Origin of the sequence: Nocardia donostiensis, from assembly GCF_002081715.1 — a bacterium.
In the GTDB taxonomy this organism is placed as follows: Bacteria; Actinomycetota; Actinomycetes; order Mycobacteriales; family Mycobacteriaceae; genus Nocardia; species Nocardia donostiensis.
In genome coordinates this window covers 1-14190 of the sequence record NZ_MUKP01000045.1, presented here as the reverse complement: position 1 = coordinate 14190, position 14190 = coordinate 1, and the positions used below count along the sequence as shown (strand labels likewise).

16 protein-coding genes are annotated in these 14190 nt (G+C 68.7%); 9 read left to right on the top strand and 7 right to left on the bottom strand.

The annotated features are described in order from the left end of the window. Positions 1-136: 136 nt before the first annotated feature. Together B0T44_RS22015 and B0T44_RS22010 are read right to left on the bottom strand one after the other, a co-directional pair. The gene (locus B0T44_RS22015; RefSeq protein WP_077121650.1) at positions 137-1108 is read right to left on the bottom strand and encodes a carbohydrate kinase family protein; all 972 of its coding nucleotides are present in this window, start codon (positions 1106-1108) and stop codon (positions 137-139) included. Between the two features lie 147 nt (positions 1109-1255). Further along, complete coding sequence (locus B0T44_RS22010) at positions 1256-1606, bottom strand: HesB/IscA family protein (RefSeq protein ID WP_077121695.1); 351 nt, start codon at positions 1604-1606, stop codon at positions 1256-1258. Positions 1607-1808: 202 nt separating this feature from the next. On the opposite strand from B0T44_RS22010, the gene B0T44_RS22005 reads away from it, so the two are divergent. From B0T44_RS22005 to B0T44_RS21985, 5 genes are all read left to right on the top strand, one after another. Further along, a complete protein-coding gene (locus tag B0T44_RS22005) occupies positions 1809-2492 on the top strand; it encodes a DUF3043 domain-containing protein (RefSeq protein ID WP_175648150.1) in 684 nt (227 codons plus the stop codon). 4 nt (positions 2493-2496) lie between these two features. After that, a complete protein-coding gene (locus B0T44_RS22000; protein WP_081512515.1) occupies positions 2497-3030 on the top strand; it encodes a bifunctional adenosylcobinamide kinase/adenosylcobinamide-phosphate guanylyltransferase in 534 nt (177 codons plus the stop codon). 539 nt (positions 3031-3569) lie between these two features. Beyond that, positions 3570-4646, top strand: coding sequence for a nicotinate-nucleotide--dimethylbenzimidazole phosphoribosyltransferase (gene cobT, locus B0T44_RS21995; RefSeq protein WP_077121648.1), 1077 nt, complete (start codon positions 3570-3572; stop codon positions 4644-4646). Next, positions 4643-5392, top strand: coding sequence for an adenosylcobinamide-GDP ribazoletransferase (locus tag B0T44_RS21990; RefSeq protein WP_077121646.1), 750 nt, complete (start codon positions 4643-4645; stop codon positions 5390-5392). The genes cobT and B0T44_RS21990 overlap by 4 nt, the downstream gene beginning before the upstream one ends. A 119-nt stretch (positions 5393-5511) precedes the next feature. Next, complete coding sequence (locus B0T44_RS21985; protein WP_077121690.1) at positions 5512-6225, top strand: MBL fold metallo-hydrolase; 714 nt, start codon at positions 5512-5514, stop codon at positions 6223-6225. 30 nt (positions 6226-6255) lie between these two features. Here the strand turns inward: B0T44_RS21985 and B0T44_RS21980 are convergent, their stop codons facing one another. Then, positions 6256-7356, bottom strand: a complete 1101-nt coding sequence (locus B0T44_RS21980; RefSeq protein WP_077121644.1) for a branched-chain amino acid aminotransferase — start codon at positions 7354-7356, stop codon at positions 6256-6258. 125 nt (positions 7357-7481) lie between these two features. Between B0T44_RS21980 and B0T44_RS21975 the strand changes: the two genes are divergently transcribed. Further along, complete coding sequence (locus tag B0T44_RS21975) at positions 7482-7832, top strand: cupin domain-containing protein (RefSeq protein WP_077121642.1); 351 nt, start codon at positions 7482-7484, stop codon at positions 7830-7832. A gap of 16 nt (positions 7833-7848) precedes the next feature. Here B0T44_RS21975 and gcvT read toward each other — a convergent pair whose 3' ends face one another. Beyond that, positions 7849-8943: a glycine cleavage system aminomethyltransferase GcvT gene (gene gcvT, locus B0T44_RS21970; protein ID WP_077121688.1), complete on the bottom strand. Its 1095-nt coding sequence runs from the start codon at positions 8941-8943 to the stop codon at positions 7849-7851. Between the two features lie 76 nt (positions 8944-9019). Then, on the bottom strand, positions 9020-9631 hold the full coding sequence (locus B0T44_RS21965; protein WP_077121640.1) for a GNAT family N-acetyltransferase: 612 nt from the start codon (positions 9629-9631) through the stop codon (positions 9020-9022). 101 nt (positions 9632-9732) lie between these two features. Here B0T44_RS21965 and B0T44_RS21960 point away from each other — a divergent pair, with 101 nt between their 5' ends. Further along, positions 9733-10548: a TetR/AcrR family transcriptional regulator gene (locus B0T44_RS21960; protein ID WP_077121638.1), complete on the top strand. Its 816-nt coding sequence runs from the start codon at positions 9733-9735 to the stop codon at positions 10546-10548. A gap of 9 nt (positions 10549-10557) precedes the next feature. Further along, on the top strand, positions 10558-12069 hold the full coding sequence (locus B0T44_RS21955; protein ID WP_077121636.1) for a leucyl aminopeptidase: 1512 nt from the start codon (positions 10558-10560) through the stop codon (positions 12067-12069). A gap of 135 nt (positions 12070-12204) precedes the next feature. Here B0T44_RS21955 and B0T44_RS21950 read toward each other — a convergent pair whose 3' ends face one another. Further along, the gene (locus tag B0T44_RS21950) at positions 12205-12741 is read right to left on the bottom strand and encodes a GNAT family N-acetyltransferase (protein WP_077121686.1); all 537 of its coding nucleotides are present in this window, start codon (positions 12739-12741) and stop codon (positions 12205-12207) included. A 78-nt stretch (positions 12742-12819) separates the two neighbouring features. After that, the gene (locus tag B0T44_RS21945; RefSeq protein ID WP_077121634.1) at positions 12820-13173 is read right to left on the bottom strand and encodes an oxidoreductase; all 354 of its coding nucleotides are present in this window, start codon (positions 13171-13173) and stop codon (positions 12820-12822) included. Between the two features lie 253 nt (positions 13174-13426). On the opposite strand from B0T44_RS21945, the gene B0T44_RS21940 reads away from it, so the two are divergent. Beyond that, positions 13427-14190: biotin/lipoyl-containing protein (locus B0T44_RS21940; protein ID WP_303246076.1), on the top strand; the 764-nt coding region annotated here is incomplete at its 3' end.

Genomic DNA, 14190 nt, shown 5'->3' with positions numbered 1-14190 from the left:
CGGTCAGCGTAAGCGGACCGGCGCGCAGTTCGGGTAACGGAGTTCAGTGCTCGTTTCGCAGCGCTCGCGTGACCCTGGCGTGGTCACGCTCCGCAACCGCCTCCGGGCCCCGTCGCTGGGTAGCAGCAGCTCGAGTTCAGCGCAGCAGCGGCTCGAGTTCGGCGGCCGCGTCCGGGCCGTAGGCCTGGGTGAGCCGTTCGACGGCGCTGTCGACGTCGAGGGTCCATTCCTGGGTGCCGACGGTTTCCAGCACCAGGACCGCGATCAACGAGCCGAGCTGGGCGGAACGTTCCACGCTCAGGCCACGGGTGTGGCCGGCGAGGAAACCGGCACGGAACGCATCGCCGACGCCGGTCGGATCGACTCGCGTGGTCTCCGGGACCACACCGACCTTCACCTCGGTGCCGTCGCTGTCGACCACCAGCACGCCGTTCTTGCCGAGCGTGGTGACTCGCACGCCGACCCGCTGAGCGATCTCGTCGTCGGTGAGGCCGGACTTCTGGTGCAGCAGGCCCCACTCGTATTCGTTGGTGAACAGGTAGGCGGCACCCTCGATCAGCTGCACCGACTGGTCGCCGTCCAGGCGGGCCAACTGCTGGGAGGGGTCCGCGGCGAATGGGACGCCCAACTCCCGGCATTCCGCCGTATGGCGCAGCATCGCCTCGGGATCGTTGGCGCCGACCAGCACCAGGTCCAGGGCACGGTCCTCGGCGAGGGCGGTGATGGAGATATCGCGGGCCTCGCTCATCGCGCCCGGGTAGAACGACGCGATCTGGGCCATATCCTCATCGGTGGTGCACACGAAACGCGCGGTATGCGCGGTGGTGGACACCCGCACCGCCGAACAATCGACGCCGTTGGTTTCCAGCCACTGCTGGTAATCGGTGAAATCAGCGCCCACCGCCCCGATCAACAGGGGGGAACGTCCGAGCAGACCCATGGCGTAGGCGATGTTGCCGCCGACGCCACCGCGCCGGATCACCAGGTCGTCGACGAGGAAACTCAGCGACACGTGGTCGAGCTGGTCGGGCAGCAGCACGTCGGCGAACCGGCCGGAGAAACGCATGAGATGGTCGGTCGCGATGGACGCTGATACGGCGATGGACACGTAGCTGAGCCCCTTCGGTAGGCTTGATACGGCAAAGAACGGGACCTGTCGGTCCCGTCCTCACCGTATCAACTGGGTACGCGATCGCCTATGCACCGAACGACATCTGTGTCCGGTTGCACCGATCGTGACGTATTCGGCTGTGGCTCAGTTGAAAGAGTCGCCGCAGGCACAGGAGCCGGTGGCGTTCGGGTTGTCGATCGTGAAACCCTGCTTTTCGATGGTGTCGACGAAATCGATCGAAGCACCCTGCACATACGGTGCGCTCATCCGGTCCACCGCCAGGGTGACACCGCCGAAATCGGCGGTCAGGTCGCCGTCGAGCGAACGATCGTCGAAGAAGAGCTGGTAGCGCAGGCCGGCGCAGCCGCCCGGCTGCACGGCGATCCGCAGCGCCAGGTCGTCGCGACCCTCCTGGTCCAGCAGCGCCTTCGCTTTGCTCGCGGCCGCCTCGGTCAGAGTCACACCGTGGGTGGTGGTCTCGTTCTGCACAGTCATGAACTCTCCTATGGACAGCTGTGGTCTACCCGTGAACAGCACACGGCTCCTGCGGAGTCAACACAGTCGAGCGGGCAGCTATTCCTCTTGCGTATCTCCATCTTGCCACCATCTATCCGGCGCGGTCCCCGGGGTGACACGGCGCACCTTCACGCCCCTCCGCGTGCGGCGGCCATATCAGGAATCGAATAGCCTGGTCGACGTGAAGTTGTTCCGACGCGGCGAGCCCAGCAGCTCCCATGTGGCCACGCCCGCCGTTCGCCCGGGCCCCGACAGCGACTCCGGCGACTCCACCGTCGGCTCGTCCCGGCCCGCGGTCACCGCAACCGTGGGCAAAGGCCGCCCCACCCCCAAACGCCGCGACGCCGAAGGCAGGCGGCGCGGGCCGGTCGCGCCCGCCCCGATGACCAGCAAAGAGGCCCGCGCGCGCCGCAAGGCCAACCGGGGAAGCAAAGCAGACCGTAAGGCCGCGGCCGCCGAACGCCGCGCCGCCTCCCAGGACCGGCGCGCCCGCATGCTCGCCGGCGAGGACAAGTACCTGCTGCCGCGCGACAAGGGCCCGGTGCGCGCCTTCGTGCGTGATGTCGTCGATGCCCGGCGCAACCTGGTCGGCCTGTTCATGCCGATGGCGCTGGTACTGATCCTGTCGATGTTCGCCGCGCCCGAGCTGCAGTCGATTGTGACGCTGGCCATGCTGGTGATGATGGCGTTCATGGTCGCCGAGGGCTTCCTGCTCGGGCGGGTCGTCAACAACCGGGTGCGCGAGCGTTTCCCGGACACCGCCGACACCGGGTTCCGCCTGGGCTGGTACGCGTTCGTCCGCGCCTCCCAAATGCGCAAGATGCGCGCCCCGAAGCCGCGAGTCGGTCCCGGCGACGCCGTCTGAGGGCGTGGCGTCGAACCGGCCCCTGCGCACCCTCGTTCTCGGCGGAGCACGATCGGGTAAATCGGGGTTCGCCGAAGCGCTGTTGGCGGGGGCGCCTGCACGGTATCTGGCGACCGCTGTCCCCGATCCCGCCGACGCCGATTTCGCTGACCGCATTGCCGCCCACCGCGCCCGCCGTCCCGCCGACTGGACGACCGTCGATGGCGCCGACCCGGTCGCTGCGCTGCGCGAGCCCACCCTCGGCGCGACATTGCTCGACGACATCGGCACCTGGCTCACCGCCCGTTTCGATGCCCGCGCCGCCTGGGACTCCCCTCGCGGCACCCTCACCCCCGACTGTGACGCCCTGGTCTGCGCCGTGGCCGACTACCGGCAACGCCTGGTGATCGTGTCTCCCGAGGTCGGCATGGACGTCATTCCCGCGACCCGGTCCGGGCGCCTGTTCCGCGACGAGATCGGCATCCTCAACCAGCGCCTCGCGGCGGTCTGCGACGAAGCGTTCCTCGTTGTCGCCGGGCTGCCCCTGCGCCTCAATTGACGTCCTCCCGGTCCTGAAGGGACCGGGATTCCTCCTGAACTTTGCGGTTCTGCGGTGGGTTCCTGTTTCGCAGAGACTCGCCTCCCGCTTACGCGGCAGGACTTACCGTCCCTCCGCAGGCGGCGCACCAGCCCACATTTAGGTAGCGCTTCCCGACACAGCGAGACCTGGTCGGTGCTGCCGGGCGGGGACCCGCTGCGACAGCGATATCAGCGGCGGCGCTCAGCGGAACGAGCAATCCGCATATCGGATACGCACCGGCCGGTTCGGCTCGTCCGGGCCGTTCGACGGCGATACCCAGTCAGCTACACGAAGGACGGCTGTCACCGGGGTCACGACGGGCGCGGGCGATCACGACGGCGGCATCGGGGAGCGTTCGCCCGAGCACTCACCTCGGATCCACGGCAGCCGGGGCCCCTCGTGCCGGGTTCGCTCGGGGGGTGTGGGGCAGCCAGTCGCGATGCGGGCAAGATGGTTCGGCATACGGCAGGCGCGGGGATCGTCTGCTGGACCACCGTCACGATCGGAAGGCTACAGGAGTGACAGAGGGATTCGGACCGGTCACGCCGCCGGATGCGCAAGCCCGGGCGGCGGCCCAGGAGCGGCAGGCGCGGCTCACCAAACCCGCGGGCTCGCTGGGCAGGCTGGAAAGCCTCGGCAACTGGGTGGCGGCCTGTCAGGGGCTGTGCCCGCCGAAACAGTTCGAGCGGGCGCGGGTGGTGGTGTTCGCCGGTGATCACGGAGTGGCCCAGCACGGGGTTTCGGCGTATCCGAGCGAGGTCACCGCGCAGATGGTGGCGAACTTCCTCGGCGGCGGGGCGGCGGTGAACGCGCTGGCCGTGGTCGCGGGGACGAGTGTGCGGGTGGTCGATATCGCGGTGGACGCCGACACCGACCCGACGGTGTCGCGGTACAAGGTGCGCCGCTCCAGCGGGTCGATCGATCGTACGGACGCGTTGAGCGCCGAGGAGGCCGCGGCCGCGCTCGCCGCGGGCCGCGCCATCGCCGACGAGGAAATCGATGCGGGCGCGGACCTGCTCATCGCCGGCGATATGGGGATCGGCAACACCACACCCGCGACCGTGCTGGTCGCCACCCTCACCAACACCGAACCGGTCGCTGCCGTCGGTCGCGGCACCGGCATCGACGACGCGGGATGGATGCGCAAGGTCGCCGCCATCCGCGACGGGATGCGCCGCGCCCGGCCGGTGACCAAGGACCCGGTCGAACTGCTGCGGGTAGCCGGCGGCGCCGATATCGCGGCGATGACCGGTTTCCTCGCCCAGGCCGCCGCCCGCCGCACCCCCGTCATCCTGGATGGCCTGGTCACTACCGCCGCCGCCCTCGTCGCCGAAGACCTCGCCGCGGGCGCGTCCGCCTGGTGGCTGGCCGGTCACCGCTCCACCGAACCGGCCCACACCCTCGCCCTGCGCAACCTGCGCTTGGAGCCGGTGCTCGAACTCGATATGCGTCTGGGTGAAGGTTCCGGCGCGCTCACGGCGCTACCCGTGCTGCGCGCGGCCGTCGCCGCGCTCGCCGATATGTCCACGTTCGACGAGGCAGGGGTGAGCACCAGCACACCGGAGCCGAGCCCCGCCGTCGAATTGAAGAAATGACCGCGCTGCGGCTGGCCGTCTCGTGGTTGACGGTGCTGCCGGTCCGCGGCCCGGCAACGGTCGATGGCGTGGACGCGGGCCGGGCTATCGCGCTCGCGCCGGTTGTCGGCGTGCTGCTGGGCGGTATGGCTACCGCCGTGCTGTGGCTGCTGACCCAGGCCGGAGCCGGCGCGGGGGTCGCCGGGCTGGTCGCAGTGGCGGGGCTGGCGTTGCTGACACGCGGAATGCATTTGGACGGTCTGGCCGACACCTTCGACGGACTGGGCACCTATGGCCCACCGGAGCGGGCACGGGAAGTGATGAAGAGCGGTGGGGCGGGGCCGTTCGGGGTGGCGGCGATCGTATTCGCCGTGGGGGTGCAGGCGTTGTCGTTCGCGGCGCTGGCCGATGCGGGGCGGTGGGTCGCGGTGGGGTTGGCGGTCGCGCTGGGCCGGGTGGCGGTGGTCGCAGCGTGCAGGCGCGGGGTCGTGGCCGCGCCGGGTACCTGGTTCGGGGCGCAGGTGGCAGGCACCCAGTCGCCGGTCACCATCGCGATGTGGGTGGTGGTGGCAGCAGCGGCCGGGATGCTCACGGTTCCCGGGTATCCGTGGCTCGGTCCGCTGGCGGTGCTGAGCACGCTCGCGGTGTCGGTGGTGCTGGTGCGGCATTGCCTGCGGCGGACCGGTGGACTGTCCGGTGACGTCCTCGGCGCGGCCGTGGAGGTCGTTACGGCTCTGGCGGCGCTCGGGCTGGCATTCGGCCGGTAGCCTGTCTGAGCCAGGAAGCGTCCCGCACCTGCGGTGACGCCTCGAATCCGCTGTGCGATGACCTCGAGTTCGCCGATGCGCTGCCCGCGCGGCCTACTTCGGGCAATAAGGTGGGCGGTATGTCAGCCGAGCGCCTGTACTTTCGTCAGCTGTTGTCCGGACGGGACTTCGCCGTGGGAGATCCGATCGCGACACAGATGCGCAATTTCGCCTACCTGATCGGTGACCGGGACACCGGTGAATGCGTGGTCGTCGATCCGGCGTACGCGGCGGGCGAGCTCGCCGATATCGCCGCGGGCGACGGGTTGCGGGTGAGCGGAGTGCTGGCCACCCATCACCACCCCGACCATATCGGCGGCTCCATGCTCGGCTTCACCCTGCGCGGGGTGCGGGAACTGCTGGAGAAGGTCGACGTACCGGTGCACGTCAATTCCGAAGAGCTGCCCTGGGTGGCCAATGTCACCGGAATCGCGCCCAGTGAACTCACCGGCCACAGCCACGGCGACACGGTGAGCGTCGGCGCGTTCGATATCGAACTGCTGCACACCCCCGGCCACACCCCAGGCAGCCAATGCTTCCTGTTCGAAAACCGCCTCATCGCAGGCGACACTCTGTTCATCGACGGCTGCGGCCGCACCGATTTCCCAGGCGGCGACTCCGAAGCCATGTTCCGCAGCCTGCGCTATCTAGCGGAGCTAGCGACGAACCCCACCGTGTATCCGGGCCACTGGTACTCCAGCGACCCACACGCCTCCCTCGACACCATCCGCAGCAGCAACTACGTCCTGCGCCCCACATCACTGGCCGAATGGCAGGCCCTCATGCCCGGCTGAGACAGACGAGACCGGCGGTCGTCTGCGGGGTTACAGGCGGCGCAGCCAGGAATGGGTGTCGGTGAAGGTACCGCGTTGGATTCCGGTGAGGGTGTCGCGCAACGCCATGGTCACTTCGCCCGGTTCGCCGCCGCCGATGGTGAATTCGTCGTCGCCGGATTTCACCCAGCCCACGGGGGTGATGACGGCGGCGGTCCCGCAGGCGAAAACCTCGGTGATCTCGCCGGATTCGGCGCCTGCCCGCCATTCCTCCACCGACACCTTGCGCTCGGTGACCGAGTAGCCGGAATCAGCGGCCAAGGTCAGCAGCGTATCGCGGGTGATACCGGGTAGCAGTGACCCGGACAGTTCCGGGGTGACCAGCCGGGCCTCGGAACCGGAGCCGAAGACGAAGAACAGGTTGTTGGTGCCCATCTCCTCCACATAGCGGCGCTCCGGTGCGTCCAGCCACACCACCTGGTCGCAGCCCTGCGCGGTGGCCTCGGCCTGCGCCAGCAGCGACGCCGCATAATTGCCCGCGACCTTGGCTTCCCCGGTACCGCCGGGGGCGGCGCGCACATAGTCGGTGGACAGCCACACCTTCACCGGTTTCACCCCGCGCGGGAAGTACGCGCCCGCCGGGGATCCGAGCAGCAGGTACTTGTACTTCGAGGACGGTTTCACCCCGAGCCCCACCTCGGTGGCGAACATGAACGGCCGCAGGTACAGCGATTCCTCGCCACCCGCCGCAGGCACCCAGTCGCTGTCGACGTCGAGCAGCTGACGCACCGATTCGATGAACAGTTCGTCGGGTAACTCGGCCATCGCCAGGCGGCGTGCCGAGGCGCGGAACCGGGCGGCGTTGGCGTCGACGCGGAAGCAGGCGACGCTACCGTCGGGTTGGCGGTAGGCCTTGAGCCCTTCGAAGATCGCCTGACCGTAGTGGAACACCATGGTCGCCGGGTCCAACGGCAGCGGGCCGTACGGTTCGACGACGGCATTGTGCCAGCCTTCGCCCTCGACGTAGTCGATCGAAACCATGTGGTCGGTGAAATACCGGCCGAAGCCGGGCGCTGCCAGAATCTCCTGTACCCGCTGCGCCGGAGTGGGCGCAGGATGAGGGATACGGGTGAACTGTGCAGCAGTGGTCATGCCGTGAAGTCTATGGTGTCGGCTCCGGCGGCCGATGGCGTGGTCCGCCGCCGTGCGCTCGCGATGCCGCGCTACCTTCCCTCCGACACACCGCCGCCGCATGCCTCGACAAGAAAGTTGCTCCCATGACCGATACCTCCGCCTACACGCTGATCACCGATATCGCCACCTGGACCGAACCCGAACCCGACCGCCCCGCCGTCACCAAGCTGGCCACCACCCCCGACTGCACCCTGGTCCGCCTGTGCTTGCGCGCCGGGCAGGGTCTCGACGACCACCGCACCGCCGGACCCGTCGCCATCCACTGCCTGTCCGGTGCGATTACTGTCGGAGTGGTTCAGGACAACCCCGTGTCCCACACCCTCGACGCAGGTGCCGCCATCCACCTGTCCGCCGGTCTGCCCCACAACGTGCGCGCGGACAGCGACTCCATCGTGCTGCTCACCGTGTTCCGCCCGCAGCGGACCGCGGCCTGACCGCACCAGCTGGTGGTCAGTTCGTATGGGATTCGACGAACGGTGGGCGGACGACGGTGCACCGGAGTTTCCGGCCACGTACGTCCACCTCCACCTCGGCGCCGGATTCGACGGACGGGTCCAGTAGCGCGAGGGCGATGCCCACTTCGCGGGTGGGGGAGAAAGTGCCGGAGGTGGTTTCGCCGACCTGTTTTCCCTCGTGCAGGACCTGCTGGCCAGGACGCGGGACACCGCGGTCGAGCGCCTCTAGCCCCAGCAGGATGCGGCGTGGACCGGCGGACTTCTCCTGTTCCAGTGCGGTTTTGCCCCAGAATTCCGGTTTCTTCCAGCCGACCGCCCAACCGACCCGAGCCTGTACCGGCGAAATGTTCAGCGACAGTTCGTGTCCGTGCAGCGGGTAACCCATCTCGGTGCGCAGGGTGTCGCGGGCGCCGAGCCCGGCGACCTCACCTGCGGCGGCACGGACCTGTTCGACCAGGGCACGGAACAGCATTTCGGCATCGGCCCAGCGGGGTAGCAGCTCGTAACCGTGTTCGCCGGTATATCCGGTGCGGCAGACCCGGACCGGCCTGCTGTCCCATTCGGTGTCGGCGAACGCCATGTACTCCAGGTCGGTCGGTAACCCGAGCGCGGTCAGCACCTCCGTCGAGCGTGGCCCCTGCACCGCGAACACAGCGTGCTCACGGTGCTCGTCGGTGACGGTGACCCCGTCCGGCGCGGCCTGCCGCAATGCCGCGACCACGGCGGCGGTGTTGGCGGCATTGGGCACGAGGAAGATCTCGTCGTCGCTCACGTAATAGGCGATCAGATCGTCGGCCACTCCCCCTTCAGGGGTACAGCACAGCGTGTACTGGGCTTTCCCCGGCCGGATACGTGCCAGATCGTTGGTCAGTGCCGAGTTCACGAACTGCGCGGCGCCGTTCCCGCGGACCGTGGCCTTCCCCAGATGACTCACATCGAAAAGCCCGACCGTCGTACGCACCGCCCGATGCTCTGCCACGGTGCCCGCGTACGACACCGGCATCTCCCACCCGCCGAACGGCGCGAACCGCGCACCGAGTTCGGTGTGCAGTTGATGAATCGGGCCTCGGAGCAGCTCGGTGTCGGTCACGATGGCGAGCTTAACCCGCCTCGACCCGCGCGGAAGGCCGGCACCGTCGGCCACGGCGGGCCGATGACACCGAGGTTCAGGGGCGGAACCACATGGGAATCAATGTGGGCCCGTTGTCGGGCAGCTGGTGTGGTGTGCCTTCGCGGACGAAACCTTCGCGGGCGTAGAGCCGGGCCGAACGTTCGGTGCTGGCTTCCAGGAACGCCGGGGTTCCGGCCGCGCCGCAAGCGCGCACCCGGTCGGCGAGGACGGCGGCGCCGGAGCCTTTTCCGCGGTGTTCGGGCACGGTGACCATGACCTGTACATAGCTGTGCGGGAACTCGCGAGGGTGTTCGCGAGCGAGCAGATCGGTGAGATAAGCGGAGCGTTGCAGCGGGCGCACGCCGGGGAGTTGCGCGGCGTGCGCCCCGGTTTCGGCGGCTTCTTCTTCGAAACGCTGTAGTGAGGTGAGGGTCTGCCAGATCGATACGGTCCAGATTTCACCGTCGGCTCCAGCAACCCACACCTCGTCGTCGCGCAGACCGCGCTCCACGGTTCTGGGGACGAACTCGGCGACGAAGTCATCGGGTGGGAAATCTTCCAGAATCCAGGCGGTGACCGCCTCGTCGAGTGCGGCGCGGCTGAACGCCTCGACGATCCGGTCGAAGTCTCCCGCATCGGCCCGCCATGCCTGTGGTGCTGTGCCCATATCTTCGCAACCTCTTGAAGTGAACGGTGTGTCTGATCGCCAAAGATAAGGACCAGGAACAGCACCCGCTACTATTTCGTCACACTCGTTTGTGTGATGAAATGAGGTCTGTGGTGAACTGCGCGGTCTGCGGCGAGCAGCTGGCACAACCTGAACGCGGCCGCAGACGCCGCTACTGTTCCCGGTCCTGCCAGGCCCGCGCCTACCGCGCCCGGCGAGCGGCCCCGACCCCGCCGCACCGTCCGCGCCCGCACCGGCTGACCAGCGTCGGGATCGCCCACGCCGCAGTCGACCTCGCCGACCGCAACGGCATCGACGGACTCACCATGCGCCGGCTCGCCGGTGAACTCGGGGTGGCCACAACGGCGCTGTACCGGCATTTCACCGATCGGGAACATCTGCTGGCCGCGATGACCGAGCTGGTGCTCGCCGAATCCCTGCCGCCACCCGCGGGCCTCGCCGACTGGCGGACCCGGCTGCGGCACGAAGCGACGCAGGAGTGGCAGCTGTACCGGCGTCACCCGTGGCTGCTCCCGGTGCTCGCGCGCACCCGCCCACCGCTGGGACCTGCCCTGCTGGATCTGGTGGAACGGTCTTTCGCCGCGTTGGACACCTTGGGGATGTCCCGCGCCGACATCCTGTCCGCGTATCTGGCCTGTTCCGGCCTGGTACAAGGCTTGGCGTTGCTGCGGAACGCCGAACGCCCCGGCGCAGACCTGGGCACCGGCCCGGCCGTGGGTACCCGGCAACCGCCCTCCGAACTCGACGAGCTCGTCGATCCGGCGTTACGCCCGGCGCTGTACAAGGTCTTCTCCGCTCCCGACGAGCTGCAACTGGACTTCGACACGCTGCTCGACCATGCTCTCGACCTGCTGCTCGACGGCGTCGCGGTGCGCTACCGATCGGCGACCGCATAGCCTGATGTCATGACCGCAGTCGCAGATCGTCCACTCGGACCCGAATTGGCACGTACCCAAACCATCAGCCAGGACGCCGATGTCCTCGTCATCGGTGTGACCTCCACCGAAGACGGTCCCGTGATCGTGCCCGAGGATCTGTTCGGCGATGTGCTCGGCGCCGATGTGCGCAACGAACTGCTCGACCAGCTCGGCACGGTCGGCGCGAAAGGTAAAGCCGAAGAGCTGACCCGCATTCCCGCCCCGGCCGGGATGAACGGGGTGTCGAGCGTGCTTGCCGTCGGTTTGGGCAGCGCCGACGACCTCGACGCCGAGCAGATCCGCCGCAGCGCGGGCGTGGCGGCGCGCGCGCTCACCGGCGTCGAGCTGGCGGTGACCACCCTGTCGGGTCTGAACCTCGGTGCGGCCGCCGAAGGCTTCTACCTGGGCGCCTATTCGTTCACCCCGTTCCGTTCGGGCAAGTCCGCTCCGAAACCGGACGAGCGGCCGGTAGCCAGGGTGGAACTGCTGGTACCGGAACCGGAGTACGGTTCCGACGCGCTGCTGCGGGCGCAGCTGGTCGCCGAGGCCGTGGCCACCGCGCGCGATTTCGTCAACACCCCGCCCAGCCACCTGTTCCCCGCCGAATTCGCCGAACGCGCGCGGCTACTCGGTGAGGCAGCCGGGCTCGACGTCGAGGTGCTCGACGAGAACGCCCTGGAAGCAGCCGGTTACGGCGGTGTGCTCGGCGTGGGCAAGGGGTCGTCGCGGCCGCCGCGCCTCGTCCGGTTGACCTATTCGGGCGGTGCGAAGAAGGTCGCGCTGGTCGGCAAGGGCATCACCTTCGACACCGGCGGTATCTCCATCAAGCCCGCCGCCAATATGGAGAACATGACCTCGGATATGGCGGGCGCGGCCGCAGTCGTGGCGACCACGCTGCTGGCCGCCCGCCTGAGCCTGCCGATCACGGTGACCGCCACCGTACCGATGGCCGAGAACATGCCGTCGGGCACCGCGCAGCGCCCCGGCGATGTGCTGACCCAGTACGGTGGCACCACCGTCGAGGTCCTCAACACCGACGCCGAGGGCAGGCTCATCCTGGCCGACGCGATCGTGCGCGCGAGCGAGGACGACCCCGAATACCTGATCGACGTCGCCACCCTCACCGGCGCGCAGATGGTCGCGCTCGGCACCCGCACCCCCGGCGTGATGGGCACCGACGACTTCCGCGACCGGGTGGCCCGTATCTCCCGCGATATCGGCGAGAACGGCTGGGCCATGCCGCTGCCCGCCGAACTGCGCGCCGACCTCAACTCCAAGATCGCCGATATCGCCAACGTCGCCCCGCACCGCTGGGGCGGCATGCTCTCGGCCGGACTGTTCCTGAAGGAATTCGTCCCCGAGAACGTGCAGTGGGCGCATGTGGACATCGCGGGCCCGGCCTACAACACCGGCGGACCGTTCGGCTACATCGGCAAGGGCGGCACCGGTGTTCCTGTGCGCACCCTCATCGCCGTGCTGGAGGACATCGCCGCCGAGTGAGGCCGACAGTCCGCGGATCGACGCACCGCCGGCGCCCTCCTCCGAGGGAGCCGGCGGGGATCCGCCTGCCGCTTGATCGTTGCCGTCAGCGGTACCGCCAGAGCGTCGTCGCCGCGGACCGTGATCGGCCGTCGGCTACCTCGGGCGGTCCAGTCGGTACACGTAGTGCAGCGTCGGGTCGATGGGGTTGTCGGGTTCGAGGTGAGCTTCGGTCACTCGAACGAACTCGTTCTTCTCGAGTACCCGCCAGGAGGCGATGTTGCCGGCCGCAACGGGCACGATGATGGCCTCCGCCGTGGGATACGCGGCCCAGGTGTCGGCCACCAGCGCGCCGATCAGTGCGGTGCCGCGTCCACGGCCGATCTCGGCGGGATCACCGACCAGATAGTCGATGGTCATCGCGGTCTCGCCGATCGGCAGGTAGCGGGACAGGGCTGCCAGCTCCTCGGGATAGTCGTGCCACCGGCAACGCTGCGCATGACCGAACGGAACGCCGTCCGCGTAGGCGAGCAGGTCTTCGGCGGGCTCTTCGCCGCGTGCCGTCGGGCCGAAGTCGCGCTCGACCGCCTCGAGTGAGAACTCGTGATTCCACCATCGCGATACATGCGGATGCGACAACCACGACGCCAGCAACGGAAAATCATCGGGGACCACTCGCTGAAATCTGATCACGCGGTTCATTCTCCCGTCGACGGCAAGGGCATCACCCGCGGCTGCGGGACCGGACCGGCCTGCCGCCTACCTCGGGGCTCAGATTTCGTCGAGGTCGCGCTCCATGGCGCGTTTGCGCTCGATACGACGGCGGGCATCATAATCGCGCATGCGCTGCGGGTATCCGGTCTTGTGCACGTCATAGACGGGGATGCGCAGATCGCGCGCCAGCCGCTGCGCGCCGCGTTCCCCGACGGCGCGGCGGGTCCATGCGCCGTCAGCGGCGACCAGCACTATCGTGACGTCGGTCACGGTCGTCTTCGGTTCCACGAACCCTTCGACCCCGGTGTGGGTGTGCACCCATTCGGCCAGATAGCGGGCGTCGGCGTCCCGGATACGGGCAATGCTGCTGCGGCCGGACACACCGCGACGGAAACGATCCAGCAAACCCAACGCCCGCGACCTCCAGTTCACCGCCGGAACAACGCTCCCGCCGGTCATTCCATAGTGCCAGCTCCCAGCAGTGGATGCCCTCGCCGCAACCGCGTCATCCGGCGAATGCAAGGATGGATCGCGGAACAAGAACCACACAGACCTCCGGTGCCACGCAGAATGATCAGTGGCGTGGATTTGCCCCGCGACCCGCGAGGCGGCCGGCCGGAACGAACTGTTGTAGAACCCGTCGAGCAGTCAGGAGTCAATGGACATGGCCTTCTCCGTCCAGATGCCCGCTCTTGGTGAGAGCGTCACCGAGGGAACGGTGACCAGGTGGCTGAAACAGGAAGGAGACACGGTCGAGGTCGACGAGCCGCTGCTCGAGGTCTCCACCGACAAGGTCGACACCGAAATCCCGTCCCCTGCGGCCGGTGTGCTGACGAAGATCGTCGCCCAGGAAGACGACACCGTCGAGGTCGGCGGCGAATTGGGTGTGATCGGCGATGCCGGTGAGGCCGCCGAACCCACCCCCACCGAAGCGCCCGAGCCCGCGCCCGCCTCGGAACCGGAACCCGTACCGGCTCAGCAGGAACCCCCCCGGCAGGAAGCGCAGCCCGAGCCCGCGCCCGCCGCACAGGCGCCGTCCGGTGACACCGCGTCCGGTACCCCGGTGAAGATGCCGGAGCTGGGCGAGTCGGTCACCGAGGGCACCGTCACCCGCTGGTTGAAGGCGATCGGCGACGAAGTCGCCGTCGACGAGCCGCTGCTCGAGGTGTCCACCGACAAGGTCGACACCGAAATCCCGTCTCCCGTCGCGGGCACCCTGCTGGAGATCACCGCACAGGAAGACGACACCGTCGAGGTCGGCGGCCAGCTCGGCATCATCGGCAGCGGTGCACCCGCCCCCGCGCAGACCACCGCGCCGACCGCGCCTCCCGCCGAGGAGGCTGCGCCCGCACCGAAACCGGCTCCCGAGCCGGAACCGGCACCGAAGCCCGCGCCCGCCCCTGCTGCGGCCGCCCCGGCTCCCGCACC

Bases quoted from the DNA above. Each gene is read 5' to 3' on its own strand.
- B0T44_RS21960 (WP_077121638.1), top strand. From the start codon at position 9,733: ATGAGGTCTGTGGTGAACTGCGCGGTCTGCGGCGAGCAGCTGGCACAA.
- B0T44_RS21980 (WP_077121644.1), bottom strand. From the start codon at position 7,356: ATGACCACTGCTGCACAGTTCACCCGTATCCCTCATCCTGCGCCCACT.
- B0T44_RS21985 (WP_077121690.1), top strand. From the start codon at position 5,512: ATGTCAGCCGAGCGCCTGTACTTTCGTCAGCTGTTGTCCGGACGGGAC.
- B0T44_RS21965 (WP_077121640.1), bottom strand. From the start codon at position 9,631: ATGGGCACAGCACCACAGGCATGGCGGGCCGATGCGGGAGACTTCGAC.
- B0T44_RS21975 (WP_077121642.1), top strand. From the start codon at position 7,482: ATGACCGATACCTCCGCCTACACGCTGATCACCGATATCGCCACCTGG.
- B0T44_RS22010 (WP_077121695.1), bottom strand. From the start codon at position 1,606: ATGACTGTGCAGAACGAGACCACCACCCACGGTGTGACTCTGACCGAG.
- B0T44_RS21955 (WP_077121636.1), top strand. From the start codon at position 10,558: ATGACCGCAGTCGCAGATCGTCCACTCGGACCCGAATTGGCACGTACC.
- B0T44_RS21990 (WP_077121646.1), top strand. From the start codon at position 4,643: ATGACCGCGCTGCGGCTGGCCGTCTCGTGGTTGACGGTGCTGCCGGTC.